Origin of the sequence: Actinoplanes sp. NPDC049599 (assembly GCF_044465625.1) — a bacterium.
Lineage (GTDB): Bacteria > Actinomycetota > Actinomycetes > Mycobacteriales > Micromonosporaceae > Actinoplanes.
Window position 1 is genome coordinate 40,910 of record NZ_JBITLX010000018.1, and the last position, 25,210, is coordinate 66,119.

At 71.2% G+C, this 25,210-nt stretch carries 20 protein-coding genes and 1 pseudogene; 15 read left to right on the forward strand and 6 right to left on the reverse strand.

Going from position 1 to position 25,210, the window contains the following annotated elements; all coding sequences use genetic code 11:
• Positions 1 to 209 precede the first annotated feature (209 nt).
• The 5 genes from ACIBQZ_RS27615 to ACIBQZ_RS27635 are packed head-to-tail and all read left to right on the forward strand — an operon-like array spanning position 210 to position 9,736.
• Positions 210 to 3,506 (forward strand): discoidin domain-containing protein, encoded by a 3,297-nt coding sequence (locus ACIBQZ_RS27615; protein WP_396091701.1) that lies wholly within the window; start codon positions 210 to 212, stop codon positions 3,504 to 3,506.
• Positions 3,503 to 5,992 (forward strand): beta-L-arabinofuranosidase domain-containing protein, encoded by a 2,490-nt coding sequence (locus tag ACIBQZ_RS27620; protein ID WP_396091702.1) that lies wholly within the window; start codon positions 3,503 to 3,505, stop codon positions 5,990 to 5,992. The genes ACIBQZ_RS27615 and ACIBQZ_RS27620 overlap by 4 nt, the downstream gene beginning before the upstream one ends.
• On the forward strand, positions 5,992 to 7,395 hold the full coding sequence (locus ACIBQZ_RS27625; protein WP_396091703.1) for a glycoside hydrolase family 43 protein: 1,404 nt from the start codon (positions 5,992 to 5,994) through the stop codon (positions 7,393 to 7,395). Before ACIBQZ_RS27620 ends, ACIBQZ_RS27625 begins: the two co-directional genes overlap by 1 nt.
• Positions 7,392 to 8,660: a cellulose-binding protein gene (locus tag ACIBQZ_RS27630; RefSeq protein ID WP_396091704.1), complete on the forward strand. Its 1,269-nt coding sequence runs from the start codon at positions 7,392 to 7,394 to the stop codon at positions 8,658 to 8,660. Before ACIBQZ_RS27625 ends, ACIBQZ_RS27630 begins: the two co-directional genes overlap by 4 nt.
• 26 nt (positions 8,661 to 8,686) lie before the next feature.
• Positions 8,687 to 9,736, forward strand: coding sequence for a cellulose binding domain-containing protein (locus tag ACIBQZ_RS27635; RefSeq protein WP_396091705.1), 1,050 nt, complete (start codon positions 8,687 to 8,689; stop codon positions 9,734 to 9,736).
• Positions 9,737 to 9,747: 11 nt separating this feature from the next.
• Here the strand turns inward: ACIBQZ_RS27635 and ACIBQZ_RS27640 are convergent, their stop codons facing one another.
• From ACIBQZ_RS27640 to ACIBQZ_RS27655, 4 genes are read right to left on the reverse strand one after another with little or no spacing between them, the layout of a single operon-like run.
• Positions 9,748 to 11,652 (reverse strand): glycoside hydrolase family 127 protein, encoded by a 1,905-nt coding sequence (locus tag ACIBQZ_RS27640; RefSeq protein WP_396091706.1) that lies wholly within the window; start codon positions 11,650 to 11,652, stop codon positions 9,748 to 9,750.
• A gap of 5 nt (positions 11,653 to 11,657) precedes the next feature.
• Positions 11,658 to 12,464 carry a carbohydrate ABC transporter permease gene (locus ACIBQZ_RS27645; RefSeq protein ID WP_396091707.1) on the reverse strand — a complete coding sequence of 269 codons (807 nt, stop codon included), beginning with the start codon at positions 12,462 to 12,464 and terminating at the stop codon, positions 11,658 to 11,660.
• The gene (locus ACIBQZ_RS27650; protein WP_396091708.1) at positions 12,464 to 13,324 is read right to left on the reverse strand and encodes a carbohydrate ABC transporter permease; all 861 of its coding nucleotides are present in this window, start codon (positions 13,322 to 13,324) and stop codon (positions 12,464 to 12,466) included. Before ACIBQZ_RS27650 ends, ACIBQZ_RS27645 begins: the two co-directional genes overlap by 1 nt.
• Positions 13,321 to 14,571, reverse strand: a complete 1,251-nt coding sequence (locus tag ACIBQZ_RS27655) for an ABC transporter substrate-binding protein (protein WP_396091709.1) — start codon at positions 14,569 to 14,571, stop codon at positions 13,321 to 13,323. Before ACIBQZ_RS27655 ends, ACIBQZ_RS27650 begins: the two co-directional genes overlap by 4 nt.
• 292 nt (positions 14,572 to 14,863) lie before the next feature.
• Here ACIBQZ_RS27655 and ACIBQZ_RS27660 point away from each other — a divergent pair, with 292 nt between their 5' ends.
• From ACIBQZ_RS27660 to ACIBQZ_RS27695, 8 genes and pseudogenes are all read left to right on the forward strand, one after another.
• Positions 14,864 to 15,853, forward strand: a complete 990-nt coding sequence (locus ACIBQZ_RS27660) for a LacI family DNA-binding transcriptional regulator (protein ID WP_396091822.1) — start codon at positions 14,864 to 14,866, stop codon at positions 15,851 to 15,853.
• Between the two features lie 376 nt (positions 15,854 to 16,229).
• Positions 16,230 to 16,367 carry a hypothetical protein gene (locus tag ACIBQZ_RS27665; RefSeq protein ID WP_396091710.1) on the forward strand — a complete coding sequence of 46 codons (138 nt, stop codon included), beginning with the start codon at positions 16,230 to 16,232 and terminating at the stop codon, positions 16,365 to 16,367.
• A 102-nt stretch (positions 16,368 to 16,469) separates the two neighbouring features.
• Entirely contained in the window at positions 16,470 to 17,174 is a 705-nt protein-coding gene (locus ACIBQZ_RS27670; RefSeq protein ID WP_396091711.1) for a VIT family protein, read from the forward strand.
• Between the two features lie 91 nt (positions 17,175 to 17,265).
• A pseudogene (locus ACIBQZ_RS27675) lies at positions 17,266 to 17,748 on the forward strand (phosphoribosyltransferase family protein); the annotation flags it as partial.
• A 201-nt stretch (positions 17,749 to 17,949) separates the two neighbouring features.
• Positions 17,950 to 18,609: a dienelactone hydrolase family protein gene (locus ACIBQZ_RS27680; RefSeq protein WP_396091823.1), complete on the forward strand. Its 660-nt coding sequence runs from the start codon at positions 17,950 to 17,952 to the stop codon at positions 18,607 to 18,609.
• Between the two features lie 94 nt (positions 18,610 to 18,703).
• Entirely contained in the window at positions 18,704 to 19,846 is a 1,143-nt protein-coding gene (locus ACIBQZ_RS27685; protein WP_396091712.1) for a glutamate--cysteine ligase, read from the forward strand.
• Positions 19,847 to 19,991: 145 nt separating this feature from the next.
• Positions 19,992 to 21,155 (forward strand): site-2 protease family protein, encoded by a 1,164-nt coding sequence (locus ACIBQZ_RS27690; RefSeq protein ID WP_396091713.1) that lies wholly within the window; start codon positions 19,992 to 19,994, stop codon positions 21,153 to 21,155.
• Positions 21,156 to 21,208: 53 nt separating this feature from the next.
• A complete protein-coding gene (locus tag ACIBQZ_RS27695; protein ID WP_396091714.1) occupies positions 21,209 to 21,676 on the forward strand; it encodes a nitroreductase family deazaflavin-dependent oxidoreductase in 468 nt (155 codons plus the stop codon).
• Here the strand turns inward: ACIBQZ_RS27695 and ACIBQZ_RS27700 are convergent.
• Complete coding sequence (locus ACIBQZ_RS27700) at positions 21,654 to 21,926, reverse strand: DUF2399 domain-containing protein (protein WP_396091715.1); 273 nt, start codon at positions 21,924 to 21,926, stop codon at positions 21,654 to 21,656. The genes ACIBQZ_RS27695 and ACIBQZ_RS27700 overlap by 23 nt on opposite strands.
• Before the next feature lie 461 nt (positions 21,927 to 22,387).
• On the opposite strand from ACIBQZ_RS27700, the gene ACIBQZ_RS27705 reads away from it, so the two are divergent.
• Complete coding sequence (locus tag ACIBQZ_RS27705; protein ID WP_396091716.1) at positions 22,388 to 23,791, forward strand: NucA/NucB deoxyribonuclease domain-containing protein; 1,404 nt, start codon at positions 22,388 to 22,390, stop codon at positions 23,789 to 23,791.
• Positions 23,792 to 23,841: 50 nt separating this feature from the next.
• On the opposite strand, the gene ACIBQZ_RS27710 is transcribed toward ACIBQZ_RS27705, so the two are convergent.
• Entirely contained in the window at positions 23,842 to 24,288 is a 447-nt protein-coding gene (locus ACIBQZ_RS27710; protein WP_396091717.1) for a hypothetical protein, read from the reverse strand.
• Between the two features lie 29 nt (positions 24,289 to 24,317).
• Between ACIBQZ_RS27710 and ACIBQZ_RS27715 the strand changes: the two genes are divergently transcribed.
• The gene (locus ACIBQZ_RS27715; RefSeq protein WP_396091718.1) at positions 24,318 to 25,202 is read left to right on the forward strand and encodes a hypothetical protein; all 885 of its coding nucleotides are present in this window, start codon (positions 24,318 to 24,320) and stop codon (positions 25,200 to 25,202) included.
• Positions 25,203 to 25,210 lie beyond the last annotated feature (8 nt).

The following is a 25,210-nucleotide window of genomic DNA, read 5'->3' on the forward strand; positions in this document are numbered from 1 at the left end:
GCGTAACGGCGGCCCGGCACCGGCGCCAGCCGCGCACGATCATGAAACAGCCCGGAAATAGACCGTTGACAATTGATTTACCCGCTGCCAGGATTTTCCGAAAAGGTTTTCGGATATTTCGGAGCCGTGTCGCCGCTGGGCCGCGGCGGTCCGCTCACGACGCGGGTCCGGCCACCCCTTATCCCCTCGGAGAAACCGGAGGTGACGCGATGCCGCACGCCCGCTGGAGACCTGGACTGGCATCCGCGCTGACCATCGTCCTGACCGCCACCGTCGCCACCGTGCTCGCCGCCCCCACGCCCGGGTACGCGGCACAGACCATCGGCTATCCCGTCTTCTCCGGCACCACGATCCCCGCGCCGCCGGTCGGGCTGAGCACCGGCAACACGATGGCGGCCATCTTCGACGCGGAGAGCGCCGGCACCGACTACTGGATGGACCGGCTGCTGGCCCGGCAGGGCAACGACCCGGCCGGCACCTGGCTGATGAGCCGCGGCCGGGGGCTGTTCATGAAGACCCACAACCCGGGCACGCTGGGCTTCGGCGGCCAGGTCGCGTACTGGGAGAGCATCAACGACCAGAGCGCGTTCACGGTGACGGCGTCGCCGGGCACCTTCACCGAGCAGGTGGCGCAACGCCGGCAGGCACCGAGCCACTTCAGGAGCGTGCACACCAGCGGCTCGGTGCGCATCGACCAGACGAAGTTCATCACCCACCAGAACGTCGCCGTCGCCAACCTGACCGTCACCAACACCGGCAGCACGGCCACCACCGTGCAGCTACGGGTCACCTCCCCCTACGCCACCACCGGCAGCGGCAACGAGCTGACCGGGCAGGTCAGCGCCAGGAACAACCTGACCACGCTCTACCCACGACTGTCCGCCGACGGGTTCACCGCCACCAGCGGCGGGCTCAACCGGTCGGTCACCGTCGCCGCCGGGGCCACCGTCACCACGAAGGTGCTGATGGGATTCGTGACCAACGAGATCCCGGAGTCGCTGACCGAGTACACCGCCTACCGGGGGTATTCGGCGGCGACTGCCTTCGCCACCCACGTGCGCGAGTACAACCGGTGGTGGGCGCAGAACGTGCCCTATCTGGACGTGCCCGAGCCGGCCCTCAAGAAGAACATCTACTACCGCTGGTGGCTGATGCGCTTCAACTACCTCGACGTGGACATCCCCGGGCAGGACTTCCAGTTCCCCACCTCGGTCGAGGGCGCGCTGGGCTACAACAACGCCATCGTGCTGACCCAGCCGATGCACATCGACGACCTGAAGTACCTGCGCGATCCGGCGTACTCCTACGGGCCGTGGCTGTCGGTCGGGCAGGTCTCCAAGGGCGGCCGGTTCGTCGACAACCCGGGTGACCCGGAGAACTGGTCGAACAGCTACACCCAGTACGTCTCCGAGGCGGCGTGGAAGGCGTACCAGATCCACGGCGGGCAGCCGGCCATCGCGGGCAACCTGGCCCGATACGCCGAGGGTGACGTCAAGGGCCAGCTGTCCTACTACGACCACGACAACAACGGCCTGATCGAGTACGACTGGGGCGCGCTGACCGGCAACGACGCCGACGCCGTGTCGTTCCACTGGCGGGCCGGCCAGTTCGACCGCACCGAGTCGGCGTACGTCTACAGCAACGCGCTGGCCGCCGCGCAGGCGTACGAGGTGGCCGGCAACAGCGCGAAGGCGACCGAGCTGCGGGCGCTCGCCGAGCGGGTCCGCGCCGCGATCGTCAACGTGCTGTGGAACCCCACCCGGCAGGTCTTCGAACACCGGCACGTGGCGACCAACACGCTGGTGCCGTGGAAGGAGATCAACAACTACTACCCGTTCTCGGTCGGCGCGATCCCGAACACCGATCAGTACAAGCAGGCCCTGCGGCTGTACGCCGACCCGGCCGAGTACCCGATCTTCCCGTTCTTCACCGCGAACCAGAAGGACAAGGCAGCGGCCGCCGCGGCCGGCTCGCCCGGCAGCAACAACTTCTCCACCATCAACTCCACAGTGCAGTTCCGGCTCTACTCCTCGGTGCTGCGCAACTACCCCAACCAGTGGATGAGCGCCGAGGACTACAAGAAGCTGCTCTACTGGAACGCCTGGGCGCAGTACGTCGGCGGGGACACCCGGTGGCCGGACGCGAACGAGTTCTGGGCCGACTGGAACGCCGGCACCAGGACGATCGACTACCGGTCCTGGATCCACCACAACATCCTCGGCAGCAGCAACTGGACGGTCATCGAGGACGTGATGGGGCTGCGGCCACGCACCGACAACCAGGTCGAGCTGAGCCCGATCGGGATCGGCTGGTCGCACTTCGCGGCGAACAACATCCGCTACCGCAACGCCGACCTGTCGGTGGTCTGGGACGACCCGGCCGACGGGGTCACCCGCTACCCGGGCATCCCGCAGGGCTACTCGGTCTTCCTCAACGGCACCCGGGCGTTCACTGTGGACCGGCTGACCCGGGTGCTCTACAACCCGGCGACCGGCGCGGTCACCCTGCCGGCCGGCGGCGTGGTCTCCTTCAGCACGGCGGTCGGCGGCATCCAGGCGCCGGCCCAGGTCGTGCAGAGCAGCGACCGGATGGTCGACATGTTCGCCAAGGCGGGCACCGACCTCACCTCGACGCTGCCCAACTACGCCCGCGGCGCGGCCACCACCGCCTCCTACACCGCCGGCGGCACGGCCGGGGCGAACGCGGTCGACGGCTACCCGATCAACGAACCGATCTGGGGCACCTACGGCTCGCCGAACGGCTCGGACACCCTGGAGGTCAATCTCGGCCAGACCCGCCGGATCGACGAGCTGCGGCTGTACTTCCGCAACGACCGGGCCACCAACCGGTACCGGCCACCGTCGGCGTACCAGGTGCAGTACTGGAACGGCAGCGCCTGGGTTGCGGTCGCCTCGGCGGTCAGGACACCGGGCACCCCGCGGGCGAACTACAACCTGGTCCGCTTCGCCGCGGTCGACACCACCCGGGTCCGGGTGCAGGTCACCCACGCGTCCGGCTACCGGACCGGGCTGACCGAGCTCCAGGTGTACGGCCGCGGCGGCGGTCCCGCCCCCGGCCCGGTCAACCGGGCCGGCGGCGCCACCCCGGCGGCGTCGTACACGTCGGCGTGGGAGTCGGTGGCCGCGCTCAACGACGGCATCGACCCGCCCTCGTCCAACGACACCGTCAACCCGCGCTGGGGCACCTGGCCCAACACTGGGGAGCAGTGGGCCGAGCTGACCTGGCCGGCCGCGCAGACCCTGGACAGCGCCGACGTCTACTTCTTCGATGACAACGGTGGCGTCCGGCTGCCGGCCTCGTACAGACTCCAGTACTGGACCGGCACGTCCTATGTAGATGTGGCCGCGACCGGCGCGTACACCATCGGCCTCAACCAGTACAACCGGGTCGCGTTCAGTCAGGTGAGCACAACCCGGCTGCGTGTGGTGCTGCAGAGCGGGGCCGGCTCGGTCGGCCTGCTCGAGGTCAAGGCGTACGGGCCGTGAAGCCCGCGAAAGCACCTTCCGTTTCCCGCCGGACCCTGCTGCGGGCCGGCGCCGCCGGCACGGCGATCCTCGGCGGCACGGCCACGGGCGCGCTCACCCTCGGCGGCGCGGCCGGCGCCCGCCCCGACACCGGTGTCTCCGCCTACCCGTTCCCGCTCAGTGCCGTCCGGTTGCCCGCGGGCAGCCCGTTCGCCGCCAACCAGGCCCGGACGCACGCGTACCTGACGTTCCTCGACCCGGACCGGCTGCTGCACACGTTCCGGCTCAACGTCGGGCTGCCGTCCTCGGCCACCGCGTGCGGCGGCTGGGAGTCCCCCACCACCGAGTTGCGCGGCCACACCACCGGCCACCTGCTCACCGCGCTCGCCCAGGCATACGCGTCCACCGGCACCACCGCGTTCCGGACCAAAGGCGACGGCATCGTCACGGTGCTGGCCCAGTGTCAGGCCCGCGCCGCGGCAGCCGGGTTCACCGCCGGTTACCTGAGCGCGTTCCCGGAGAGTTTCATCGACCGGGTGGAGGCCCGGCAGGCGGTCTGGGCGCCCTACTACACGCTGCACAAAATCATGGCCGGGCTGCTCGACATGCATCTGCTGGCCGGCAACGCGCAGGCGCTGACCGTGCTGCGCGGCATGGCCTCCTGGGTCAAGGCCCGCAACGACCGGCTGACCCAGGCGCAACGGCAGAACATGCTCGACACCGAGTTCGGCGGCATGAACGAGGTGCTGACCAACCTGTACCAGGTGACCGGGGAACCGGCGCATCTGGCCGCGGCCCAGCACTTCGACCACGCCGAGGTCTTCGACCCGCTCGCCGCCGGGGTGGACAGCCTGAACAACTACCACGCCAACACCCAGATCCCGAAGGCGCTCGGCGCGATCCGCGAGTACCACGCCACCGGCACCACCCGGTACCGCACGATCGCGGCGAACTTCTGGGACATCGTGACCCGCGACCACACGTACGTGATCGGCGGGAACTCCAACGGCGAGTACTTCAAGGCGCCCGGCCGGATCGCCACCGAGCTGTCGGACACCACGGCGGAGTGCTGCAACTCGTACAACATGCTCAAGCTCACCCGGCAGTTGTTCTGCACCGACCCGGCGCGCGCCGACTACTTCGACTACTACGAACGGGCGCTCTACAATCACGTGCTGGCCTCGCAGGACCCGGCGTCGGCGCACGGCTTCCAGTGCTACTACGTGCCGCTGCGGGCCGGCGGGATCAAGACCTACAGCAACGACTACCAGAGCTTCGTCTGCTGTCACGGCACCGGCATGGAGAGCAACACCAAGTACGGCGAGAGCATCTACTTCCACGACGGCGCCGAGCGGCTCTGGGTCAACCTGTTCATCCCGTCGGTGCTGACCTGGCCCGGCCGGGACCTGACCGTACGGCAGGAGACGGCGTTCCCGCAGCAGCCGTCGACCCGGCTCACCATCACCGGCGCCGGCCGCATCGACCTGCGCGTCCGCATCCCCTCCTGGGCGGCGGGCGCGCAGCTGCGGCTCAACGGCACACCGCTGACGGTGCCCGCCGCCCCCGGCACGTACGCGGTCCTGGACCGCACCTTCGTCTCCGGTGACGTGGTCGACGTCAGCCTGCCGATGCCTCTGCGCCGTGCGGCCACCCCCGACAACCCGGCCGTGCAGGCGGTGCTGGTGGGCCCGATCGTGCTGGCCGGCGCGTACGGCACCACCAACCTGTCCGCACTGCCCACTCTGGACCCGACGGCTCTCACACCGACGGCGGATCCTTTGCAGTACACCGCGAACGGCGTGTCGCTGCTGCCGTTCCACCGGATGCACGGCCAGCGGTACACCGTCTACTGGACGGTGACCGGCGGCCCGCCGCTGCCGGCCTTCGTGGCGCACTACCGGTTCGACGAAACCAGCGGCGTCACGGCGGCCGACGCCACCGGTAACGGCTGGACCGCCACCGTCACCGGGGGAACGTGGACGTCCGGCCGTACCGGGAACGCGGTCCTGCTGAACGGCGGCAGCAGCCACGTCGCGCTGCCGGCCGGCCTCCTGGCCGGGGCGACCGCCTTCAGCATCGCCTGCTGGGTGCGGATCACCACCGCGACCACCTGGTCGCGGGTGTTCGACCTCGGCAACGGCACCGGGGCCAACATGTTCCTGACGCCGCGCTCGGGCTCGGGCACCGCCCGGTTCGCGATCACCGCCACCGGCGCCGGCGGCGAGCAGCGCATCGACGCACCCGCCGCCCTGCCGACCGGCGCCTGGGTGCACGTCGCCGTCACCAAGGCGGGCACCCTCGGCGTGCTGTACGTCAACGGCGCCGAGGTCGCCCGCAACGCCGCCATGACGCTGGGGCCGGCCGACCTCGGCCCGACCACCGGCAACTGGATCGGCCGCTCCCAGTACACCGACCCCTATCTGGCCGCCGCCGTGGACAACTTCCGGGTCTACAGCCGCGCGCTGGCCGCCACCGACATCGCCGCTCTGCACGGAGAGGGAATCTGATGCGCTACCGCACTCCCCTGGTGCTGCTGCTCCCGCTGCTGCTGGTGCTCGCACCGATCGCGGCGCTGCCGGCGCACGCCGCCAACCCGATCATCACCTCGGTCTACACCGCCGACCCGGCGCCGCTGGTGGTCGGCAACACCATGTACATCTACGCCGGCCGCGACGAGGCGCCCGCCGGGACCCAGAACTTCGTCATGCGCGAGTGGCGGGTGCTGTCCTCAACGGACGCTGCGAACTGGACCGACAGCGGCCCGCGCGCGTCCATCGCGACGTTCGGCTGGGCGGGCGCCGACGCGTGGGCCAGCGAGGTGGAACCGCGCAACGGCCGCTACTACTGGTACACCTCGGTCAACGGCAACGGCGCCGGCTGGATGAACATCGGCGTGGCGGTCGGCGACAGCCCGCTCGGCCCGTTCACCGACGCCAAGGGCGGGCCGCTGATCAGCGACAGCACCGCCAACTCCTCGGGACTCAACATCGACCCGACGGTGTTCGTCGACGACGACGGCCAGGCCTACCTGTACTGGGGTGGCTACTGGAGCCCGCGGATGGTCCGGCTGGCCGCGAACATGATCGACACGGTCGGCGCGGTGCAGACCCCGGTGGGGCTGAGCAACTACTGGGAAGCGCCGTTCATGTTCAAGCGCAACGGCCTCTACTACATGATCTACGCCGCCAACGACACCAACGGCTGCGTCACCTCCTCCAGCTATGCCTGCCAGCGCTACGCCACCGCCACCAACCCGATGGGCCCGTGGACCCACCGCGGCGTGGTGCTCGGCCAGGTGTCCTCGACCACCAACCACGCCGGGGTCGCCCAGTTCAACGGCCAGTGGTACATGGTCTACCACAACGCCAACGCGCCCGGCGGCGGCAACTTCCGGCGCTCGGTCGCCGTCGACCGGATGACCTTCAACGCCGACGGCACCATCCAGCAGGTCGTCCAGACCAGCACCGGACCGGGCCCGACGGTCACCAACCACGCGCTGACCGCGAGCCGGTCGACGTCCTACGTCTCGGCCTGGGAGAGCCTCGCCGCCGTCAACGACGGCTTCACCCCGGCGAACTCGGCCGACCGCAGCCACCCGGTCTACGGCAACTGGCCGGAACAGGGCACCCAGTGGGTGCAGTACGACTGGACCACGCCGGTGACCCTGCGCCAGGCCACCGCGTACTGGTTCGACGACAACCAGGGCATCGACCTGCCCGCGTCGTGCCAGGTGCAGTACTGGACCGGCAGCGCCTGGGCGAACGTGCCCGGCGGCACGGCCTGCGGCGTCGCGGCGAACACCGCGAACACGGTGACCTTCACCCCGGTCAGCACCACCCGGCTGCGCCTGTCGTTCACCTCCCGCGCCGGCTTCTCCACCGGCCTGCTCGAGTTCGGAGCCCTGTCATGAGACTGCGGACCTGCGCCGCCGCCACCCTGCTCCTGCTGCTCGGCACACCGGCCGCGGCCGTCGCCGCTCCGGGACAGAGCGACAACCTCTCCCGTACGGCCACGGTCACCGCGTCGACCACGTCCTCCTGGGAGAGCGTGGCGGCGGTCAACGACGGCATCGACCCGAGCACGTCCAACGACACCGTCAACCGCCGGTGGGGCACCTGGCCCGCCACCGGGGAGCAGTGGGTGCTGCTCACCTGGCCCACGGCGCAGACCCTGCGCTCGGCCGACGTGTACTTCTTCGACGACAACGGTGGCGTCCGGCTGCCGGCGTCGTGGCGGTTGCAGTACTGGACCGGCTCGGCCTACACCGACGTCGCCGCGGCGAACGGCTACCCGGTCGCGGCCAACCGCTACAACGAGGTGACCTTCAACCAGGTCAGCACCAGCCGGCTCCGGGTGGTGCTGCAGAGCGGCACCGCGTCGGTCGGCCTGCTGGAGGTGCGCACGTACGCGACGGCGATCGGCACCGGAACCGGAACCGGCTGGAACCCGCCGGCCGGCCTGGTCACCCCGCTCAACCAGGTCTGGGCCCACCAGGAGCAGACCTACCCCAACCTGTACGGCTTCCGGAACTACGGCTGGGACCAGGTCTTCGCCAACGGCGGCAGCATCAACTACTGCGTACGGTGGGACAGCAGCGCGCCGGTGAGCGCGGCCCTGCGCGACCGGATCCACGCCTCGCTGGCCCGGCAGTTCAAGAAGTGGATGGACGTGATGGCCGGCCACAACGGCTGGCCGTACGCCACGGTCCCGGTCAAGGTCGTCGGCTGGGCGGTCCGGGACCGGGCGACTCTGCAGTGGACGGACTCGTCGGTCGACGTCTACGTCAACAACATCCGGGAGAACGCCCCGCAGTGCTCGGAACCGTGCGGCCGGTTCTTCAACCAGGCCGGCACCTACCCGAACTGCCCCGGCGGGGCCGCCCACCACTACGACATGTCCCTGTGGCTGACGGCCGGCATGGGCGGCGGCGCGGGCGGTGACTGGGGCCAGCGCATCGGCAGCGAGTACTACGTCGGCGCCCTGGACTCCGACAACATCCACATCCTGCTGCACGAGATGGGGCACAGCTTCGGCCTCGACGACTTCTACGACTGGACCCCGTCCGGAGTCGGCGGCTTCCTGATGCAGGCCGGCAGCGCCACCCGGATCACCGACTTCGACGCCTGGATGTTGCGGGACTGGTGGCGGCACCTGAAGAACCGCTACGGCTACTGACGTCGACCAGTATCGAGAGGTGTGAGATGCGGACACAACGACGACGGACCGGCCTGGCCGTCGCAGCCTCGGCCCTGTGCCTGGCGGCCGGCGGGCTGACGACCGCGGCCACCGCCCGGGCCGCGGCGGCCGGATGCCGGGTCACCTACACGATCGGCGCCCAGTGGGCCGGCGGCTTCACCGCGAACGTGACGCTGACCAACCTCGGCGACCCGGTCACCGGCTGGACACTGCGCTGGAGCTTCGGCGGCGGGCAGACGGTCACCCAGGCGTGGAACGCCACGGCGACCCAGAGCGGCAGCGCAGTCAGCGTCACCAACGTGAGCTGGAACGGCTCACTCGCCACCAACGGCAGCACCTCGTTCGGGTTCAACGGCGCGTTGGGCGCCGTCAACCCGGCGCCGACAAGCTTCACGCTCAACGGCGTGGCCTGCACCGGCGGCGTGACCGACACACCCAGCACACCGCCGCCGGGCACCCCGCCGGTCCGGACCGTGCGCGTCTTCTGGCTCAAGCCCTCCGACGTGGCGTTCGACCAGCGCTACCCCACCGGCATCACCGGCGTGATGGTCGAGGCGCAGCGCTTCTTCAAGCAGCAACTGGGCAAGACGTTCACGCTCAACAGCCCGACCGTCGAAGTGGTCAACGGCCTGCACGACACGAACTGGTACATCAACAACAACTGCACCCCCGGCGGCGACCGCTACGCCTGCGTGATCTTCAACATGCAGGGCGAGCTGCAGCAACGCTTCGGCCTCAGCAACCCCGACAGCCGCTGGCTGATGGTCGCCGAGGCCAGCGCCGAGGAGGTCGGCCGGTCCGGCGGCGGCGCTCAGCCCGGCTGGGTCCTGCTCAGCGGCCACGACGCCGACGGCGCGGCCGGCAAGACCGAGCCGATGCCCCGCTGGTACGGCGGGATGGTGCACGAACTCGGCCACGCCTTCGGGCTTCCGGACGCCACCTCCACCGACGGCACCTGCATGTCCGCGTCGTTCTACGGCTACCCGAACTGCACCTTCAGCCAGAGCCAGAAGAACGGCATCCTCAACGGCCCGTACGGCAGCTTCCTGTCCTGACGTAGGTGAGGTCAGGGGTCGGTTCGCCCGCCGGCGAGGGGGAGCCAGACGCGCATGGTCGAGGGGCCACGGCGGGCCCATCGGTGATAGGGACGCAACGGGACGTCCAGGGGCCCGCTGACGACACTTTCTGACGCGGGACCGTACGGCCAGCCGGATGCCTGCGGCTGGACCGTACGGCCGGCGACGACCACGACACCGTCGCGCTCCTCGGCGTGCGGCAGCACCCGCAGAGCGTTCAGGTCGACGCCCGGGGGCAGGTCCACGGACTCGGCGCAGAGCACGATCGGTCCGCGTTCGACGGCGACACAGCCGCGGATGGCGTCGATGCGCGGGTCGGGCGCGGTGATGCGGGGCTGCACGGGCAGGTCGAGCACCACCACGTCGCCGGGGTGGAAGCGGCGGTGCACCCGGGCCCAGCCGGGCGACACCGGCCGGCCGTCGAGGGTGGCGCCGGCGGCCCAGCTCGGCACGCGCAGGCTCAGCGTCCAGGGGGATTCGGGTGTCTCGGTGATCCGGACGGTGATGCGCCCCTCGTCGGGGTAGCCCGTGGTGATCTCGCAGCCGTACCGGGTCGTGCGGATGGTGGCGGCGGCGTACTGATGGATCTGGAGTCCGTCGTCGTCGACGGTCGCCAGGTAGGCGGCCAGGCTCGCGTAGGTGCGGGCCAGGTTGGTCGGGCAGCAGGAGACGGCGAACCAGGGTGCGCGCAGGCTGGACGCCGCCCGCGGCAGGAGCGCGTCCGGGGCCGGCTCGGTGCCGGGAGTCCGCTGGTGCAGGGTGTTGGTGTAGAAGAAGCCCCGGCCGTCGTCGGCCGGGGAGGTGGCGATGACGTTGAACAGCGTGCGCTCGATGAGGTCGGCGTACGCCGGGTCGCCGTGTGCCAGCAGCAGCCGCCAGCTCAGCATCACCGACCCGATCGCCGCGCACGTCTCCGAGTAGGCCCGGTCGGGCGGCAGCATGAAGTCGTCGCCGAACGCCTCGTCCTGGTGCCGCGAGCCCATGCCCCCGGTCAGGTACGTGCGCCGCGCCACCGTGGTGCGCCACTGCCGGGTCACGGCGTCGAGCAGCTCGGTGTCCCCCGTCTCCACGGCCACGTCCACCGCGCCGGCGGCGAGATAGGTCGCCCGCACGGCGTGCCCGCGTAGGACCTCAGCCTCCCGGACCGGAACGTCGTCCTGGAAGTAGGCGCGCCCGAACTCGATGTCGGCGAGCACCCGGTGGCCGCGGCGCTCCACGAACAGGCGGGCCTGGTCGAGGTAGCGGCGTTCGCCGGTGACCCGGTACAGCTCGGCCAGCGCGGGCTCGATCTCCGGGTGCCCGCACACGGACGCGATCCCGTCCGGGCCGAACGCCGCGCAGACGTGGTCGGCGGCGCGCACGGCGACCCGGAACAGCTCGTCGGGCCCCGCGGTGCGGGCCCGGGCCACCCCGGCCTGGATGAGGTGGCCGAACGAGTAGAGCTCGTGTCCCCATTCCAGGTCGCTGTAGCGCGGGGCCTGGCCGGGCCGGCCGAAGTTGGTGTTCAGGTAGCCGTCGGGTTCCTGGGCCGCGGCGACCCGGCGCACGACGGCCCGGTACCGCCGGTCCAGGGCGGTGTCGCCGGTGCGGCCGTACTCCCAGGCCATGGCCTCCAGGAGCTTGTAGACCTCGGTGTCGGAGAACTCCCGGCCGCGCCGGGCGCCGGGCAGCCGGCCCTCGACCGCCGCGTCGAAGTTGCCGAGCCAGCCGGCGCGTTCCAGCCACTGCTCGATGTGCTCGAGGGAGGCCACCCGGTTGGTCTCCTGACGCTGCTGCCAGAACCCGGGCCGCAGGCTGACCTCACGCAGGCCAAGCGGTTGCAGTCGTCCGGTGCTGGGTGCGGCGGGCGTGGCCTTGTCGTTACGGGTGGTGCTGGGTGCTTCGTCGACTGTCACGTGTTTCAACCCTTGAGTGCGCCGGACATGAACCCGCGGACGTAGTGCCGCTGGAGGGCGAGGAAGAGCACGATGCAGGGCAGCGCGAGCACGACCACGCCGGCTTCGGTGGCGCCGTAGTCGACGATGCCCATCACCTGCTGGCGCATGTTCGCCACCGCCAGCGGCAGGGGCGCCTTGGCCGAGTCGCTGATCAGCACCAGCGGGGTGATGAAGTCGTTCCAGGCGGCCAGGAAGGCGAAGATGCCCACGGTCACCAGGCCGGGCCGGACCGCGGGCAGCAGGACGTGCAGCAGGGCCCGGAAGTTGCCGCAGCCGTCGATCAGCGCCGACTCGCGCAGCTCCCCCGGCACCGCCTCGAACGAGATGCGCATCATGAACACCGCGAACGGCAGCTGGAACATGGTGAGCACCAGCGACAGCCCGACCAGCGAGTTCTGCAGCCCGAGGCCGTTGAGCAGCACGTACAGCGGGATGAGCAGGGTCGCGTACGGGACCATCAGGATCGCCAGGGTGACCAGGAACAGGGCGTTACGCCCGGGGAAGGTGAACATCGCGAAGGCGTAGCCGCCGAGCCCGGACACCAGCAGGGTGAACGCGACCGTCATCAGCGACACCGCGGTCGAGTTGAGCAGGTACTGGCCGATGCCGGCCTGGTAGTTGGCGAGGGTCTCGTAGTTGCCCAGGCCCCAGCCGTGGTTCTGGGCGGTGCCGGCCTGCGGGCTGACCGACGCGACGGTCGCCCAGACGAGCGGGGACAGGAACAGCAGAGCCAGCGCGCCGGTGAGCACACGCGAGGGGGTGCGCAGCATCAGGTCTCCTTGCCGCGCAGGCCTCGGAACTGCACGACATTGATGATCAGCAGGGCGCCGAGGACCAGGATCGACAGCGCGGCCGCCCGGCCGAGGTCGTTGCGCCCCTGGAACGCGGAGTTGTAGACGAGCTGGACGATGGTGATCGTGCTGTTGTCCGGGCCGCCCTTGGTGAGGATGTAGAACTGGTCGAAGGCGAGCAGCGAGCCGGTGACGCACATGATCGTGCTGAGCGCCAGGGACGGCCGCAGCAGCGGCAGGGTGATGCGGCGGAACGTCTGCCGGCGGTTGGCGCCGTCGAGCAGCGCCGCCTCGTAGACGTCACCGGAGATGCTCTGCAGCCCGACCAGCAGCAGGAGCATGTAGAAGCCGGCGTAACGCCAGACGATCAGCGCCACCGTCGACCAGAGTGCCGAGACCGGCGTGCCCAGGAACGAGATCGGCTGGTCGGTGAAGCCCAGCAGCGGACTGCTCTGCGGGGAGTAGAGGGCGTAGAACAGCAGCGAGGCGGAGGCCAGGCCGAGGGCCGAGGGCACCAGGAACGACGTCCGCAGGAAGCCGGTCCAGCGGGTCGACTCCTGCACCAGCAGGGCGAGCCCGAGGGCCAGCGCGAGCAGGATGACCGTGGTGACCACCGTGTACTTGACGGTGAACCACACCGCCGGCCACAGCAGCCGGTCGTCCAGGGCGGACTGGAAGTTCTTCCCGGAGTTCCAGCCCCGGTCGCCGGTGAACAGCTTCCAGTCGGAGACCGACATGCGGGCCACGATCCCGATCGGGATCACGAAGAAGATCAGGACGAACACGGCGGTGGGTGCGGCGTACGCCCACCCGGCGGGGAGGCGGCCTCGTACCGTCACTGCTGGCCGAGAACCTGGGTGACGGCCTCGTTGTCCTTGTCCAGCGTCGACGCGTCGCCGTAGACCTGGTTGCGGAACAGCGTGACCCAGGGGCTGCCCGGGGCGTTGAACGCCTGCTGGAAGTTGATCGCCACCGGCACCTTGCTGCGGGGGTTGGCCGCGACCTCGTTGATCAGGGCGACGCGGGGGTCCTTGGCCGAGTAGCTGTTGCCGGTCAGGTCACTGCGGGCGACCGACGTGTTGTTGGCGGCCAGCACCTCGACCTGGGCCTTCTCGGACATCATCCAGGACAGGAAGTTCCAGGCCTGCTGGGTCTTCTTCGCGTCCTTGCTGACGCCGATCCCGTCGCCGCCGACGAAGGTGGAGGCGCCGCCGCTGATGCCGGGGATCGGTGCCACGCCGACCTTGACGGTCTTGTCGGCGGTGGGCAGCAGCGTCGCCGGGTACGGCATCACGCCGATCTTGCCCTGCTGGAAGGCCGCGACCCAGGTGGCGCCGGTCTCGTCCTTGGCGCCGGGGGCGATGGCGCCCGCCGCCTGAAGTTCACGCCAGGTGGCGTAGACCTGCTTCGCCGCGGTCCCGTTGAGCAGCGACGCGGTGCCCTCGGGGTTCATGACCTCCGCGCCGCTGGCCCAGACCATCGGGAACCAGGTGAAGACGTTGCAGCCGCCGCAGTTGCCGCCGAAGTAGGTGCCGTTGACGCCGGGCTTGTTCAGCTTCTGGACGGCGATGGCCTGGTCCTTGAACTCCTTGAGGTTCGCCGGGCCCTGCTCCGGGTCGAGGCCGGCCTGCCGGTAGAGGTCCTTGTTCCAGAACATGACCGACAGGTCGAGGACAAACGGCAGGACGTACTTCTTGCTCTCGTACGTGCCGGCGTCCAGGTGCGCCTTGTTGATCTTGTCGGCGTACGGCAGCTGGGCGATGCTGCTGGTCAGGTCGGCGAACAGGCCGGCCTTGGCCCAGTTGGGCACGTAGACGATGTCCGCGGCGAACAGGTCGGGCAGGTCGCCGCTGCCGGCCGCCGCACCCACCTTGGACACGTAGTCGTCGTTGGGCACGATGGTGAGCTTGACCTGGTTCTTGTGGCTGCCGTTGTAACCGTCGACCAGCGCCTTGGCCTGGAGCTCCAGCGGCGCGCGGGTCCACAGCGTCAGCTCGGAGCCGTCGTCGACGCCGTCGACACCGGCCGCGGCGGGCGCGGCACCCGGGCCCTTGTCGTCGTCGCCGCAGGCGACCAGCGCGGTCATGGGCAGCGTTGCCAGAGCGAGGCCGGCGATCGTCCTGCGGATGGGGATGGATATGTCGAACCGCACCATGTCCTCCGAAGAAAGTTTCGGGCCGTTTCGGTCAGGACATCGCGCCAGGTAACCTGGTCCCGCGATACCGCGCAGGACAGGGCAGCTGCAGGCGTTTTCCGGGGAGTCAGCGGAAGACCGAAAAGGTTTTCAAAAACGTAATACGGAGGAAAAACCGTTGTCAAGGGGTTCGGCCGGGCAGTACTCCACTGCGGACGGTCCACAGCACACCGGCCGAGCCACGCTGCGTGACGTCGCCAAGCTGGCCGGCGTCTCCATCGCGACCGCGTCCAAGGCGCTCAACAACCAGCCGCAGGTCCGCGCGGAGACCCGGGCCAAGGTGGTGCAGGCCGCGGCGCAGCTGTCGTTCTCGCCCAACACCCTCGCCCAGGGGCTGATCACGCAGCGCAGCGGCACGGTCGGCCTGCTCACCTCCGACCTCGAGGGCCGGTTCTCCATCCCGATCCTCATGGGCGCCGAGGACGCCTTCGGCTCCGGCCAGACATCGGTGTTCCTGTGCGACGCCCGCGGCGACGACCTCCGCGAACGCCACCATCTGCGGGCGCTGCTGTCGCGGCGGGTCGACGGGCTGATCGTCGTCGGTGCCCGCCCCGACGCCCGGCCGTCCCTGGGCCGCGACCTGCCCGTACCGGTGATCTACGCCTACTCCCCCTCGGCGGACCCGGCCGACCTGTCGCTGGTCACCGACAACGTCGGCGGCGGCCGAATGGCCGTGGACCACCTGATCCGCCACGGCCGCCGGCGGATCGCCCACATCACCGGCGACCCCTCCTACGGCGCCGCGCACGACCGCGCCCGCGGCGCCCTCGAACGGCTCGCCGAGGAGGGGCTCCCGCTCGCCGGCGACCAGGTCTGGTTCGGCACCTGGTCCGAGGCGTGGGGCCGCGGCGCCGCCCGCCTGCTGCTGCAACGCGACCCGGACATCGACGCCATCTTCGCCGGCTCCGACGAGATCGCCCGCGGTGTCCTCGACGTCCTGCACCAGGAGAAGCTCACCGTTCCCGCCCAGGTCGCGGTCATCGGCTTCGACAACTGGCCCATCCTGGCCGTCAACGCCCGCCCACCCCTGACCACGATCGACATGAACCTCGAGGCACTGGGCCGCCTCGCCGCCCAGCGCCTGTTCACCGCCATCCACGGCACGCTGGGCTCCGGCGTCGAGGCGATCGGCCCCCGCTTGATCATCCGCGAGTCCACGGCGCCGCTCGACTGAGCGCCGATCACGTTCGCTGGTTCATGATGCGTTCGGCTGAGGAGACCCAGCACCTCCGGCGAAAATAGGAGGATTCGGACGCCGAGCCGGCTGTTGCCACCGCTCCGCGTCGCCTCCCTGCCGCTTCGGAAGGAACTCCCATGGGCACCGTCAACGGACTACCGGCGCACATCCTGCTGGTGCACGCCATCGTGGTCCTGCTCCCGCTCGCCGCCCTGCTGCTCGTGCTGACGGCGGTCTCGCCCGCGGCACGCCGGCGCCTCGCCGGCCCGAACGCCATCCTCTCCGTGCTCGTCGTCGCCCTGGTACCCGTGACGACCAGCGCCGGCGCGCCTACCTGGCGCCGCTCTCGGTCGCCCTCACCAGGATCGTCACCGTGCTGGCCGTGGTCATCGCCGGTTTCGCCGTCTTCGACACCTACCGCATCGGCGACTCCGGCTCGAAGGCCGCATGGACCGACGGCTTCACCTCCGCACCCATCCAGGACGGCGCCGGCCGGCCCGACGGCGACTGACCGCCGGAGGAGCCGGTCCGCAACGGGCCGGTCGCCTCTGCCCCGGCCCGGCGAACCGGGGCACGATGGTCCTCATGCAGACCAGGGACGGAGCACACGGCCATGTCTCATCCCGGTGAACCGCACACCAGCGGGCTGTCCGGACGCCTGAACTGGCTACGCGCGGGTGTCCTCGGCGCCAACGACGGCATCGTCTCGACCGCGGGCCTGGTCGTCGGGGTGGCCGGAGCCACCCTGTCCAGCGGCCCGATCGCCACCGCCGGGGCCGCCGGGCTGGTGGCCGGCGCGGTCTCCATGGCCCTGGGCGAATACGTGTCGGTCAGCAGCCAACGCGACACCGAACGGGCCCTGCTCGCCAAGGAACGCACCGAACTCGCCGAGTCCCCCGACCAGGAACTCGACGAGCTGACCTCGATCTACCAGGCCAAGGGCCTGACCCGGGCCACCGCACGTCAGGTCGCCGAGGAGCTCACCGCCGACGACGCCTTCGCCGCGCACGCCGACGCCGAGCTGCGGATCGACCCGGACGCCCTGACCAACCCCTGGCACGCGGCGGGAGCCTCGGCGCTCGCCTTCACCATCGGGTCGCTGCTCCCGCTGGTCGCGATCCTGCTGCCGCCGCCGAACATCCGGGTCGCGGTCACCTTCGTCGTGGTCGTCCTCGCCCTCGCCGTCACCGGTGCGGTCAGCGCCAAGCTCGGCTCGGCCGGCCTCACCCGCGCGGTTGGGCGGCTGGTCGGCGGTGGCGCCCTGGCCATGGCTGTCACCTTCGGCGTCGGGCAACTGGTCGGTGCCACCGTGGGCTGACGCCAGGCGGCCGGCATATCGGGCCGGTAGCACAACCTCCTCGGGTCCTCAGCCTCTGACCGCGGCGGTCCGGGGCGTGCACCGTGGAAGCATGACCGAACTGTCGTTCCGGGACCGGACGGTCGCCGGCCGGGCGCTGGGCCGCCGGCTGACCCGGTGGCGGGACGCCGACGCGGTGGTGCTCGGTCTTCCGCGAGGCGGGGTGCCGGTGGCGTTCGAGGTCGCCACGGCGCTGCGGCTGCCGCTGGACGTCATCATCGTGCGCAAGGTCGGTGTGCCGGGTGATCCCGAGCTGGCGATGGGCGCCGTCGGGGAGGACGACGCGACGATCGTCAACACCGGCGTCGTCACGGCGTGCCGGGTGAGCGACGCCGACCTGGCCGACGCCCAGCAGGCCGCCCGGGCCGAGGTGGCGCGGCGGGCCAGGCAACTGCGCGGGGACCAGCCACGGATGCCGGTCCAGGACCGGACCGCGATCATCGTCGACGACGGGGCGGCGACCGGGGCCACGGCCCGCGCGGCATGCCAGGTGGCACGGAAGTGGGGAGCGGCACGGGTGGTGGTGGCGATCCCGGTCGGCGCCCCCGACACGGTTTCCGGTCTCGGGACCGCCGCCGACGAAGTGGTGTGCCTGGGGATGCCGGACCCGTTCCTGGCGGTAGGCCGACACTACGACGACTTCACCCCGGCCACGGACGCCGCGGTGGCCGCTCTGCTCGACCGCGCCGGCCGGCGGACGCCCGGCGTGCACGTCGCCGCCCGGCCGCCGCTCGAGGTGCGGACGACGGTACGCGCCGGTGCGGTGACGCTGGAGGCCGAGCTCGACGTGCCGCCACGGCCGCGCGGTGTGGTCGTGTTCGCCCACGGCAGCGGCAGCAGCCGGCACAGCCCGCGCAACCGGGCGGTGGCCCGCCAGCTGCGCGCGGCCGGGCTCGCGACCGTACTGCTGGACCTGCTGGCAGCCGACGAGGAACAGGACCGCCGCAACGTCTTTGATGTCGCGCTGCTGGCCGACCGGCTGGCCGACACCGTCCGCCGGGTTCAGCAGTGGCCGGCCACGGCCCACCTGCCGGTGGGGCTGTTCGGCGCCAGCACCGGTGCCGCGGCGGCGCTGCGGGCGGCGAGCGATCCCGACCTGCGCATCGCGGCGGTGGTGTCCCGCGGCGGCCGACCGGACCTGGCACAGGACCGCCTCGCCCAGGTCACCGTGCCTACCCTGCTCATCGTCGGCGGAGCCGACCCGCTGGTGCTCGAGCTGAACCGGCGCGCCGAGGCCCAGCTTCGGGGCCCGAAGCGCCTCGTTGTGCTGCCCGGCGCGGGTCACCTGTTCGAGGAGCCCGGCGCGCTGCCGGCCGTGGCCGGACTCGCCGCCTCCTGGTACGTGCATTACCTCAGCGATGGATCCGCCGCCGAGCACCCGCGCCGGGCCGGGTAACCCGGCATCGCCTCCCGGTCATCCGGCCCTGGCCGCGCGCCGGCAGTTGCGATGCGGTGAGGAGGGGAAGGGCACTTCGGAGGAGGCGATCGGGATGCGACCCGTGACGTTCGGCGTCGAAGAGGAGTTCCTCCTGCTGGACCCGGTCCACGGGCGGCCGGTGCCGGCCGCGCCGAAGATGCTCCGCCTCCTGCACGGGCAACCCTGGCCGCACGCCGAGCTGATGCGCTTCCAGTTCGAGACGGTGACCCGGGTCTGCGACTCGGCCGGCGAGCTGCGCGGCGAGCTGACCCGGCTGCGCCGGCTCAGCGCCGAGGCCGCCCGGTCCTGTGGCTGCCGGCTGGTCGCCAGCGGTGTCTCACCGTACGGGGTGCCCGGCCTGGCCGCCCTCACCGACGTGCCGCGCTATCGCGAGCTGGCCCGGCGCAATCCGGCGCTCACGGCGCTGTCGGGCACCTGCGGCTGCCACGTCCACGTCGGCATGCCCTCCCGCGATCTCGGGGTGCGGGTTCTCGCCCGGCTGCGCCCGTGGCTGGCGACGCTGCTCGCCCTGAGCGCCAACTCGCCGCTGGAGAACGCGCACGACACGGGATGGGCGAGCCGCCGCTACTCCGTCGTGACCCTCTGGCCGACCGCCCGGCCGCCGTCGGTCTGGGACGCGGCAGCGGCCTACGACCGTGCGATCCACGGCCTGCTCGCCCGCGGTGCCGCGCTCGACGAGCGGAGCGTGTACCTGCTCGCGCGGCTGTCGCCGCGGTTCCCGACCGTCGAGATCCGAGTGCCCGACGTCTGCCCCGACGTCGACACGGCCGTCCTGGTGGCCGTGCTCATCCGGGCGCTCGTAGCGACCGAGGCCAGGGCCGCGTCAGCCGGGAGCCCGGTGTGCCACCCCTCCCGGCAGGCGATCCGCCGCGGCCTCGAGGCGGCCGCCCGGCACGGCCTCGCCGGGCCCGCGATCGACCCGTTCACCGGCGACCCCGTCGATCCGTGGACGATGGTGAGCCGCCTGGTGACGCACTCCGGCAACGCCCTCGACGCGTTCGGCGACGGCGGGACGGTGGCCCAGCTGCTCGAACTGCTCGCGGCCCGGGGCACCGGCGCCCAGCGGCAGCGGGCGGCCTGGGGCCGGGCGCAGTCACCGGCCGCCTTGATCGCCGAGCTCGCCGCAACCACCGCCGGCCGGCCGGCCGGCGCCGAGACGGAGCAGACCTCCACACCGGCCCACGCCGACCGATGACCCGGGTCCGGCGACCGGCCGCACGCGCGGGCCGGCGCGATCAGGCACGCCCCGGATGGAGGTCAGCGACGGGACCACCGGCCCTGGCAGTGCGCGCCGGCCGGGCGAAGGGTGGAGACACCTCCCAGGCGAGGTGGTGAAGGCGATGCGCCAGACGGTACGGCTGGGCCGGTTCGCAGGCATCCCGATCGGGGTGCACTGGTCCGTTCTGGTGATCATGCTGCTGTTGGTGCAGGGTCTGGCGATGGTCGTGCTGCCCGGCGGGTCGGCGGGGTATCCGGCGGCCGGCTACTGGAGCGTGGCGGTGATCGTCGCGGTGGTCTTCCTGGCCGCGCTGCTGGCCCACGAGCTGGCGCACGCGCTGGTCGCCCGCCACTACGGCATCCGGGTGCGCGCGATCACCCTGTGGCTGCTCGGCGGGGTCGCGGAACTGGACGGCGAGGCGCCGCACGCTCGCGGTGACCTGCTGATCGCCGTGGTGGGACCGCTGGTCAGCCTCGCCGGGGCCGGAGTGTTCGCCGCCGGCGCCGCCGCCGCGCACGCCTGGGGCGCCGGCTCGCTGATCGTCACCGCGCTGTCCTGGCTGGCGGTGGTCAACGCGACCATCGGGGTGTTCAACCTGCTGCCCGGCACGCCGCTGGACGGTGGGCGGGTGCTCGCCGCCGCGCTGTGGTGGCGGAGCGGCGACCGGGCCGCCGCCCGGCGCACCGCCGGCCGGGCCGGGGTGCTGCTGGGTGGGCTGCTGATCGGCTTCGGCCTGCTGGAGGTCTTCTTCATCGCGAACGTAGGCGGGTTGTGGCTGGTGCTGCTGGGCTGGTTCCTGCGTTCGGCCGCCCGGGCCGAGGCCACCGAGGCGGGGCTGCGAACCGCGCTGGCGGGCGTCCGGACCGGCGACGTGATGACCACACCCGCGGTGTGCGGTTACACCCACCAGACGATCAACAACTTCGTCATCGACGTGGCGTGCCGCTACCCGTACCGGATCTTTCCGGTCCTCGATCTGGACGGCCGGTTGACCGGGCTGGTCAGCCTCACCCGGCTGGGCCGCGTCCCCGTCGGCGACCGCGACCGGCGCAGGCTCGGCGATGTCCAGGCGCCGATCGACCCGGGCAGCGTGCTCGACCCCGGCACGCCGCTGGTGGACGCGGCCCCGGCCCTGCTGGCCGGCGATCACCGGTGGGCGCCGGTCGCTGTCGACGGCCGGCTGTCCGGGGTCATCACGGCCGGCGACGTGGCCCGCGCCGTCGAACTGGCCACGCTGGGCAGCACACCGCGACGCAGCGATCACGGTGTCATCGCATCCCCATGAGATGGTTGATCGGGCGGCCGACAGTATGGATGGGCGTCTCCGGAGGGAAGGTCATGGACAGCACAGGGAACGGCGACCGGGACCGGACAGCGTTCCGGATGACCCGCGCACGTCGCATCGGCGACGCGACCATCAGCGTGTTGATCCGCGCCGGCGTCGTGCCGCACTCCTACATGTTGACCACGACGGGCCGGAAGACCGGCCGCTCGCGCACCACCCCGGTCACGCTCGTCGAGCACGGTGAGCGCCGCTGGCTGGTCGCCCCGTACGGTCCGGTCTCCTGGGTCCTCAACGCCCGCGCGGCGGGCCGGGTCGTGCTGCGCCGGCGCGGACAGCACCTCGACTGCACGGTGCGGGAGGTCTCCGCGGAGGAGGCCGGCCCGGTCCTCAAGGAGTACATCGCGTTGGCCAGGCCGACCCGCCGGTACTTCCACGCCACGCTCGACGCCCCCGTCGAGGAATTCATCGCCGAGGCCGCCCGTCATCCCGTCTTCGAGCTCACCCGGGAAGCCCGCGGGTGATGGCCGCCCCGCTGGGCGGCTTCCGGGTCGGTTCGACAGCGTGGCCGTCCGCGGCCATCCGCCACGGCAGGGCGCCCTGCTGGATCACTCGACCGGCGATGGCCACCCCGGGCCAGTCGAAGTCACCGTGGTACCGGACCGGAACGCCTGCCGTGACCAGGTGGCGCAACAACTGACTACCCACGCTCGCCGGGTTGCCGGACAGGCACAGCAGGGGCGCACCGCTGCCTGCTCGTACGGCGGCCTGCATGACCTGGGGTTCTCGCAGACGGACACGACCTGCCCAGGCGGCGACCACGATGCCGGGGCCGCGACGGCCAGTTCGTGCAGGGTGAGGTGGGTGACCAGCCCCAGCCCGGGTCTCGCGGACCGATTGCACCAGGTTGCCCCAGATGCTCCGTTTGTCATCGGCGACGTGGGCTCGGTGGCCCGCCGCAACGCCTCCTGCAGGGTCGGGCCGCTGCGCGGCGAGGACCGCGCAACCCCGTAGCGTGACTCATTTTATCGATCAAAATCTATGTCTGATCATCCGATGCCATTGACAAATATCCATGATGGCATGGTTTCCGCCGCGGTTGACATCAGCGGCGGACGGGGGAATTGAGATGTCGCGCACGGGGCTGACGAGCCCCCGATCGCCCCTGTCCCCGCACCCGGCGGACGTACGAGCCGCCGGAAGCCATGCGATGCGGACACAGAACGGGGATCCACATGCGCAAGAGAAGACTGCTACTGACGGCCGTCTCGGCCCTGATCCTGGTGCCGGCGCTCGGGGCGCCGGCCCGGGCCGCGGTGCCGCAGCAGGCGCCTACCGAGACACTTGTCACGAGCTCGTACCTGCTCACCGGCCCCGAATACCTCGACAAGCACGGCAACCCGACCCAGGACCTCACCGATCCCGCCGTCCAGCAGAAGCTGGCGGCTGTCAAGTCCGCCACCCGGAAGGCACCGCCGCCCGGGCCGGCGGAGAGCCACCGGCGCGCCCTCGCCGACGGCGCCACCTACGGCACGCGCAGCGAGCGGTTCGCCGGGGACACCGACGCGCTGGTCGCGGACGACATCACGCCCGCCGAGTGCCGGGAGAACTCGGAGCTCTCGGGCCGCGACCAGGGATGGATCAAGAACCATTTCTCGTACTGCTGGCTGGGCGTCTACGGCGCGGTGCAGGCCCGGTGCGTGGGCTTCGTGTGCATCCCCGTCGGCGGTTTCTCGGCCCGGATCACGCTGATCGGGGTGGCCTACAACGGGCTGCGCAACGTCGAGATGATGCCCATCCTGGACCAGGTCGGCTCCTGGGGCACAGCCGACGCCGGCTTCTTCACCTTCGAGGCGGAGTGCAACGGCAACCCGGCGGGGTCGTGCGTGACATCGTCCGACGAGGTCACCCGCACGCCCCAGCAGTGGGAGAACGACGGTGAGTCCACGTTGTACTACTTCTCACCGGCGAACGAGCCGTCCGAGGCCGCCGGCGAGCAGATCGCCTACGGCACCTTCGACACCGAGGCCCGGTTCCGCTTCCCGCAACGCACACTCTCCGACGACGGACCGTCGACGCAGGTGCGCTTCGACTCGGCGTGGTACCTGGCACAAAAGAACGGCTCCATCTTCAACCTGACCGATCCGTGGCTGTCCTACGACGTCAACGACCAGGACGTGAAGTACTCGGCCTGGAACATCTACAACGCGCAGAACTTCCCGGCGCAGACCGAGCCCATCATCGCCGGCAAGGACCTGCCGGGCGGGTCGGCGGCCGAGCCGCTGCACCGCATGTTCAAGAACAAGACGCAACGCAAGCTGAACCGCACGACCGCCGTGCGGTACTGCAACCAGCGCTGGCCCGGCTACGCGGACCTGGGCCAGGACTGTGACGAGTACCCGTTCGCGTGCACCGCCGAGGGCGCGGCGACCGGCCAGTACGCCGTCCGGCCGATCCCGGCGCCGGACAACCAGGAGGCGGGCCGGCGGCTCGGCTCGTGGTTCAGCGCCGACCGGATCATCGACGGCGACGCCTTCTACGTCCGGATCTTCGGCGCCGAGGGCTCGGCACCGGAACCACCGGGTGGCGTCCCGGTCATCCCGGACGACACGATCGATTGTGGTGACGGCGCGGAGTGATCCGCACCGGCCGCGGGCGGCTCCGGCCGCTCGCGGCGCCCCACTGCGGCTCAGGCAGGCCGGAAACGAAGCAGGTACTGCTCGGTGCCGTCGGGGATCTCGGTTCCCTCAAGCTGCGCGATCAGCACCTCGTCGGTGCCCCGGACAAAAACCCGCAGACGGTACGCCCCGGAGCGCCCCACGGTGAACGTCCGACTCGACGGCCCGTCGGTCAGCGCCCACAGCTGAACGCTCCCAGAACTGAGCACCACGGTCACCTCATCCAGCTCGGTCCACTCTGCATCCGGCTCACCCGGCTCGCCATCCCAGGACTCGAACCGCACGGCGACGACGTGATCCTCACCCACACTCCGGAAGTCCACTCTGCCGGGCAACACCCACACCGCCTCGTCCGGCGGCACCACCCCACCCGGCCACGGCGGATCGCTGCCATCGACGTCCACCACCGCGAACAGGTGACGTTCGACCAGCACGGAATCCTCAAGACTGCCGGGCATGGCACCTCCCGATTGAGAGTATGTCGCCCATGACCTTGCCCCGCGACCTCCTCACCGCCGGCTGCTGCATCACGTACGTCCGGGGCGGTGACCTGACCGCGATCGCGCTGCTCATGACCGAGGAAGCCCCCGTCGACTTCCCGGCTGCCGCGGCCACCGGCCTGGCGCTGCTCGACCACTCCGGTTCCTGGACTGTGCTGCTGGAGCCCAACGGCTACCAGGGCGCCCGCCTCGACATCCTGCCGGGGCTCAGCACCGGAGGCGAGGCGGTCAGCGCGGTCTGGGACTCCACCGGCCGCGCCCGCCTGCGCAAGGCAGCGAACGGCAGACTCACCTCCTCGGTCACCACCGATCCCGCGGCGGCGCTGACGTCGGCGGAGCAGATCACCGGCGTACACCTGATGCTCGACGGGCCGCTCCCCGCCGTACGGCTGGATCCGAAGGTCTCGCCGCTCGTGCCCGGAACCTTCGCGAACCACCCCGCGTTGGCGGGTCTAGGTGTGCTCCTCGCCGGTCCGGAGGCGGCGGACCTGCCACTGCTGGCCGCACTCACCGCGGGGTTGGTCGCCCGGCACACGGCCATCACCGACGAACCGGCTGTGGCCGAGGCCCTGACCGCCCGCGCCGATGCCGACGGTTTGCGCCCCCGCCTCGGCGAGCTCGCTGATCGGTACGCCGCGGTGCGGGACGACCCCGCGACGCCGCCGGACGAGATGCAGGCTGCGTTCTATCGATTCCACGGTGTGCAGGCTGTCCTGGCCGCGCTCGCCGAAGATCCGGGCGAGGCGGCTTGGCTGGCGTGCTATCGGGCAACGTCGGCTGTGGGCGGCTCCTTCGACGATCAGCTCCGCCTGGAGGTCCTCCGCCGCCTCGTGGAAGCGGCCCGCCGAGACCCGCACTCCGGAGGTAGCTGACGCGCTGC

Bases quoted from the DNA above. Each gene is read 5' to 3' on its own strand.
- ACIBQZ_RS27625 (WP_396091703.1), top strand. From the start codon at position 5,992: ATGCGCTACCGCACTCCCCTGGTGCTGCTGCTCCCGCTGCTGCTGGTG.
- ACIBQZ_RS27670 (WP_396091711.1), top strand. From the start codon at position 16,470: ATGTCTCATCCCGGTGAACCGCACACCAGCGGGCTGTCCGGACGCCTG.
- ACIBQZ_RS27615 (WP_396091701.1), top strand. From the start codon at position 210: ATGCCGCACGCCCGCTGGAGACCTGGACTGGCATCCGCGCTGACCATC.
- ACIBQZ_RS27630 (WP_396091704.1), top strand. From the start codon at position 7,392: ATGAGACTGCGGACCTGCGCCGCCGCCACCCTGCTCCTGCTGCTCGGC.
- ACIBQZ_RS27655 (WP_396091709.1), bottom strand. From the start codon at position 14,571: ATGACCGCGCTGGTCGCCTGCGGCGACGACGACAAGGGCCCGGGTGCC.
- ACIBQZ_RS27685 (WP_396091712.1), top strand. From the start codon at position 18,704: ATGCGACCCGTGACGTTCGGCGTCGAAGAGGAGTTCCTCCTGCTGGAC.
- ACIBQZ_RS27710 (WP_396091717.1), bottom strand. From the start codon at position 24,288: ATGCCCGGCAGTCTTGAGGATTCCGTGCTGGTCGAACGTCACCTGTTC.
- ACIBQZ_RS27700 (WP_396091715.1), bottom strand. From the start codon at position 21,926: ATGCAGGCCGCCGTACGAGCAGGCAGCGGTGCGCCCCTGCTGTGCCTG.
- ACIBQZ_RS27695 (WP_396091714.1), top strand. From the start codon at position 21,209: ATGGACAGCACAGGGAACGGCGACCGGGACCGGACAGCGTTCCGGATG.
- ACIBQZ_RS27635 (WP_396091705.1), top strand. From the start codon at position 8,687: ATGCGGACACAACGACGACGGACCGGCCTGGCCGTCGCAGCCTCGGCC.
- ACIBQZ_RS27645 (WP_396091707.1), bottom strand. From the start codon at position 12,464: ATGCTGCGCACCCCCTCGCGTGTGCTCACCGGCGCGCTGGCTCTGCTG.
- ACIBQZ_RS27690 (WP_396091713.1), top strand. From the start codon at position 19,992: ATGCGCCAGACGGTACGGCTGGGCCGGTTCGCAGGCATCCCGATCGGG.
- ACIBQZ_RS27705 (WP_396091716.1), top strand. From the start codon at position 22,388: ATGCGCAAGAGAAGACTGCTACTGACGGCCGTCTCGGCCCTGATCCTG.
- ACIBQZ_RS27715 (WP_396091718.1), top strand. From the start codon at position 24,318: ATGACCTTGCCCCGCGACCTCCTCACCGCCGGCTGCTGCATCACGTAC.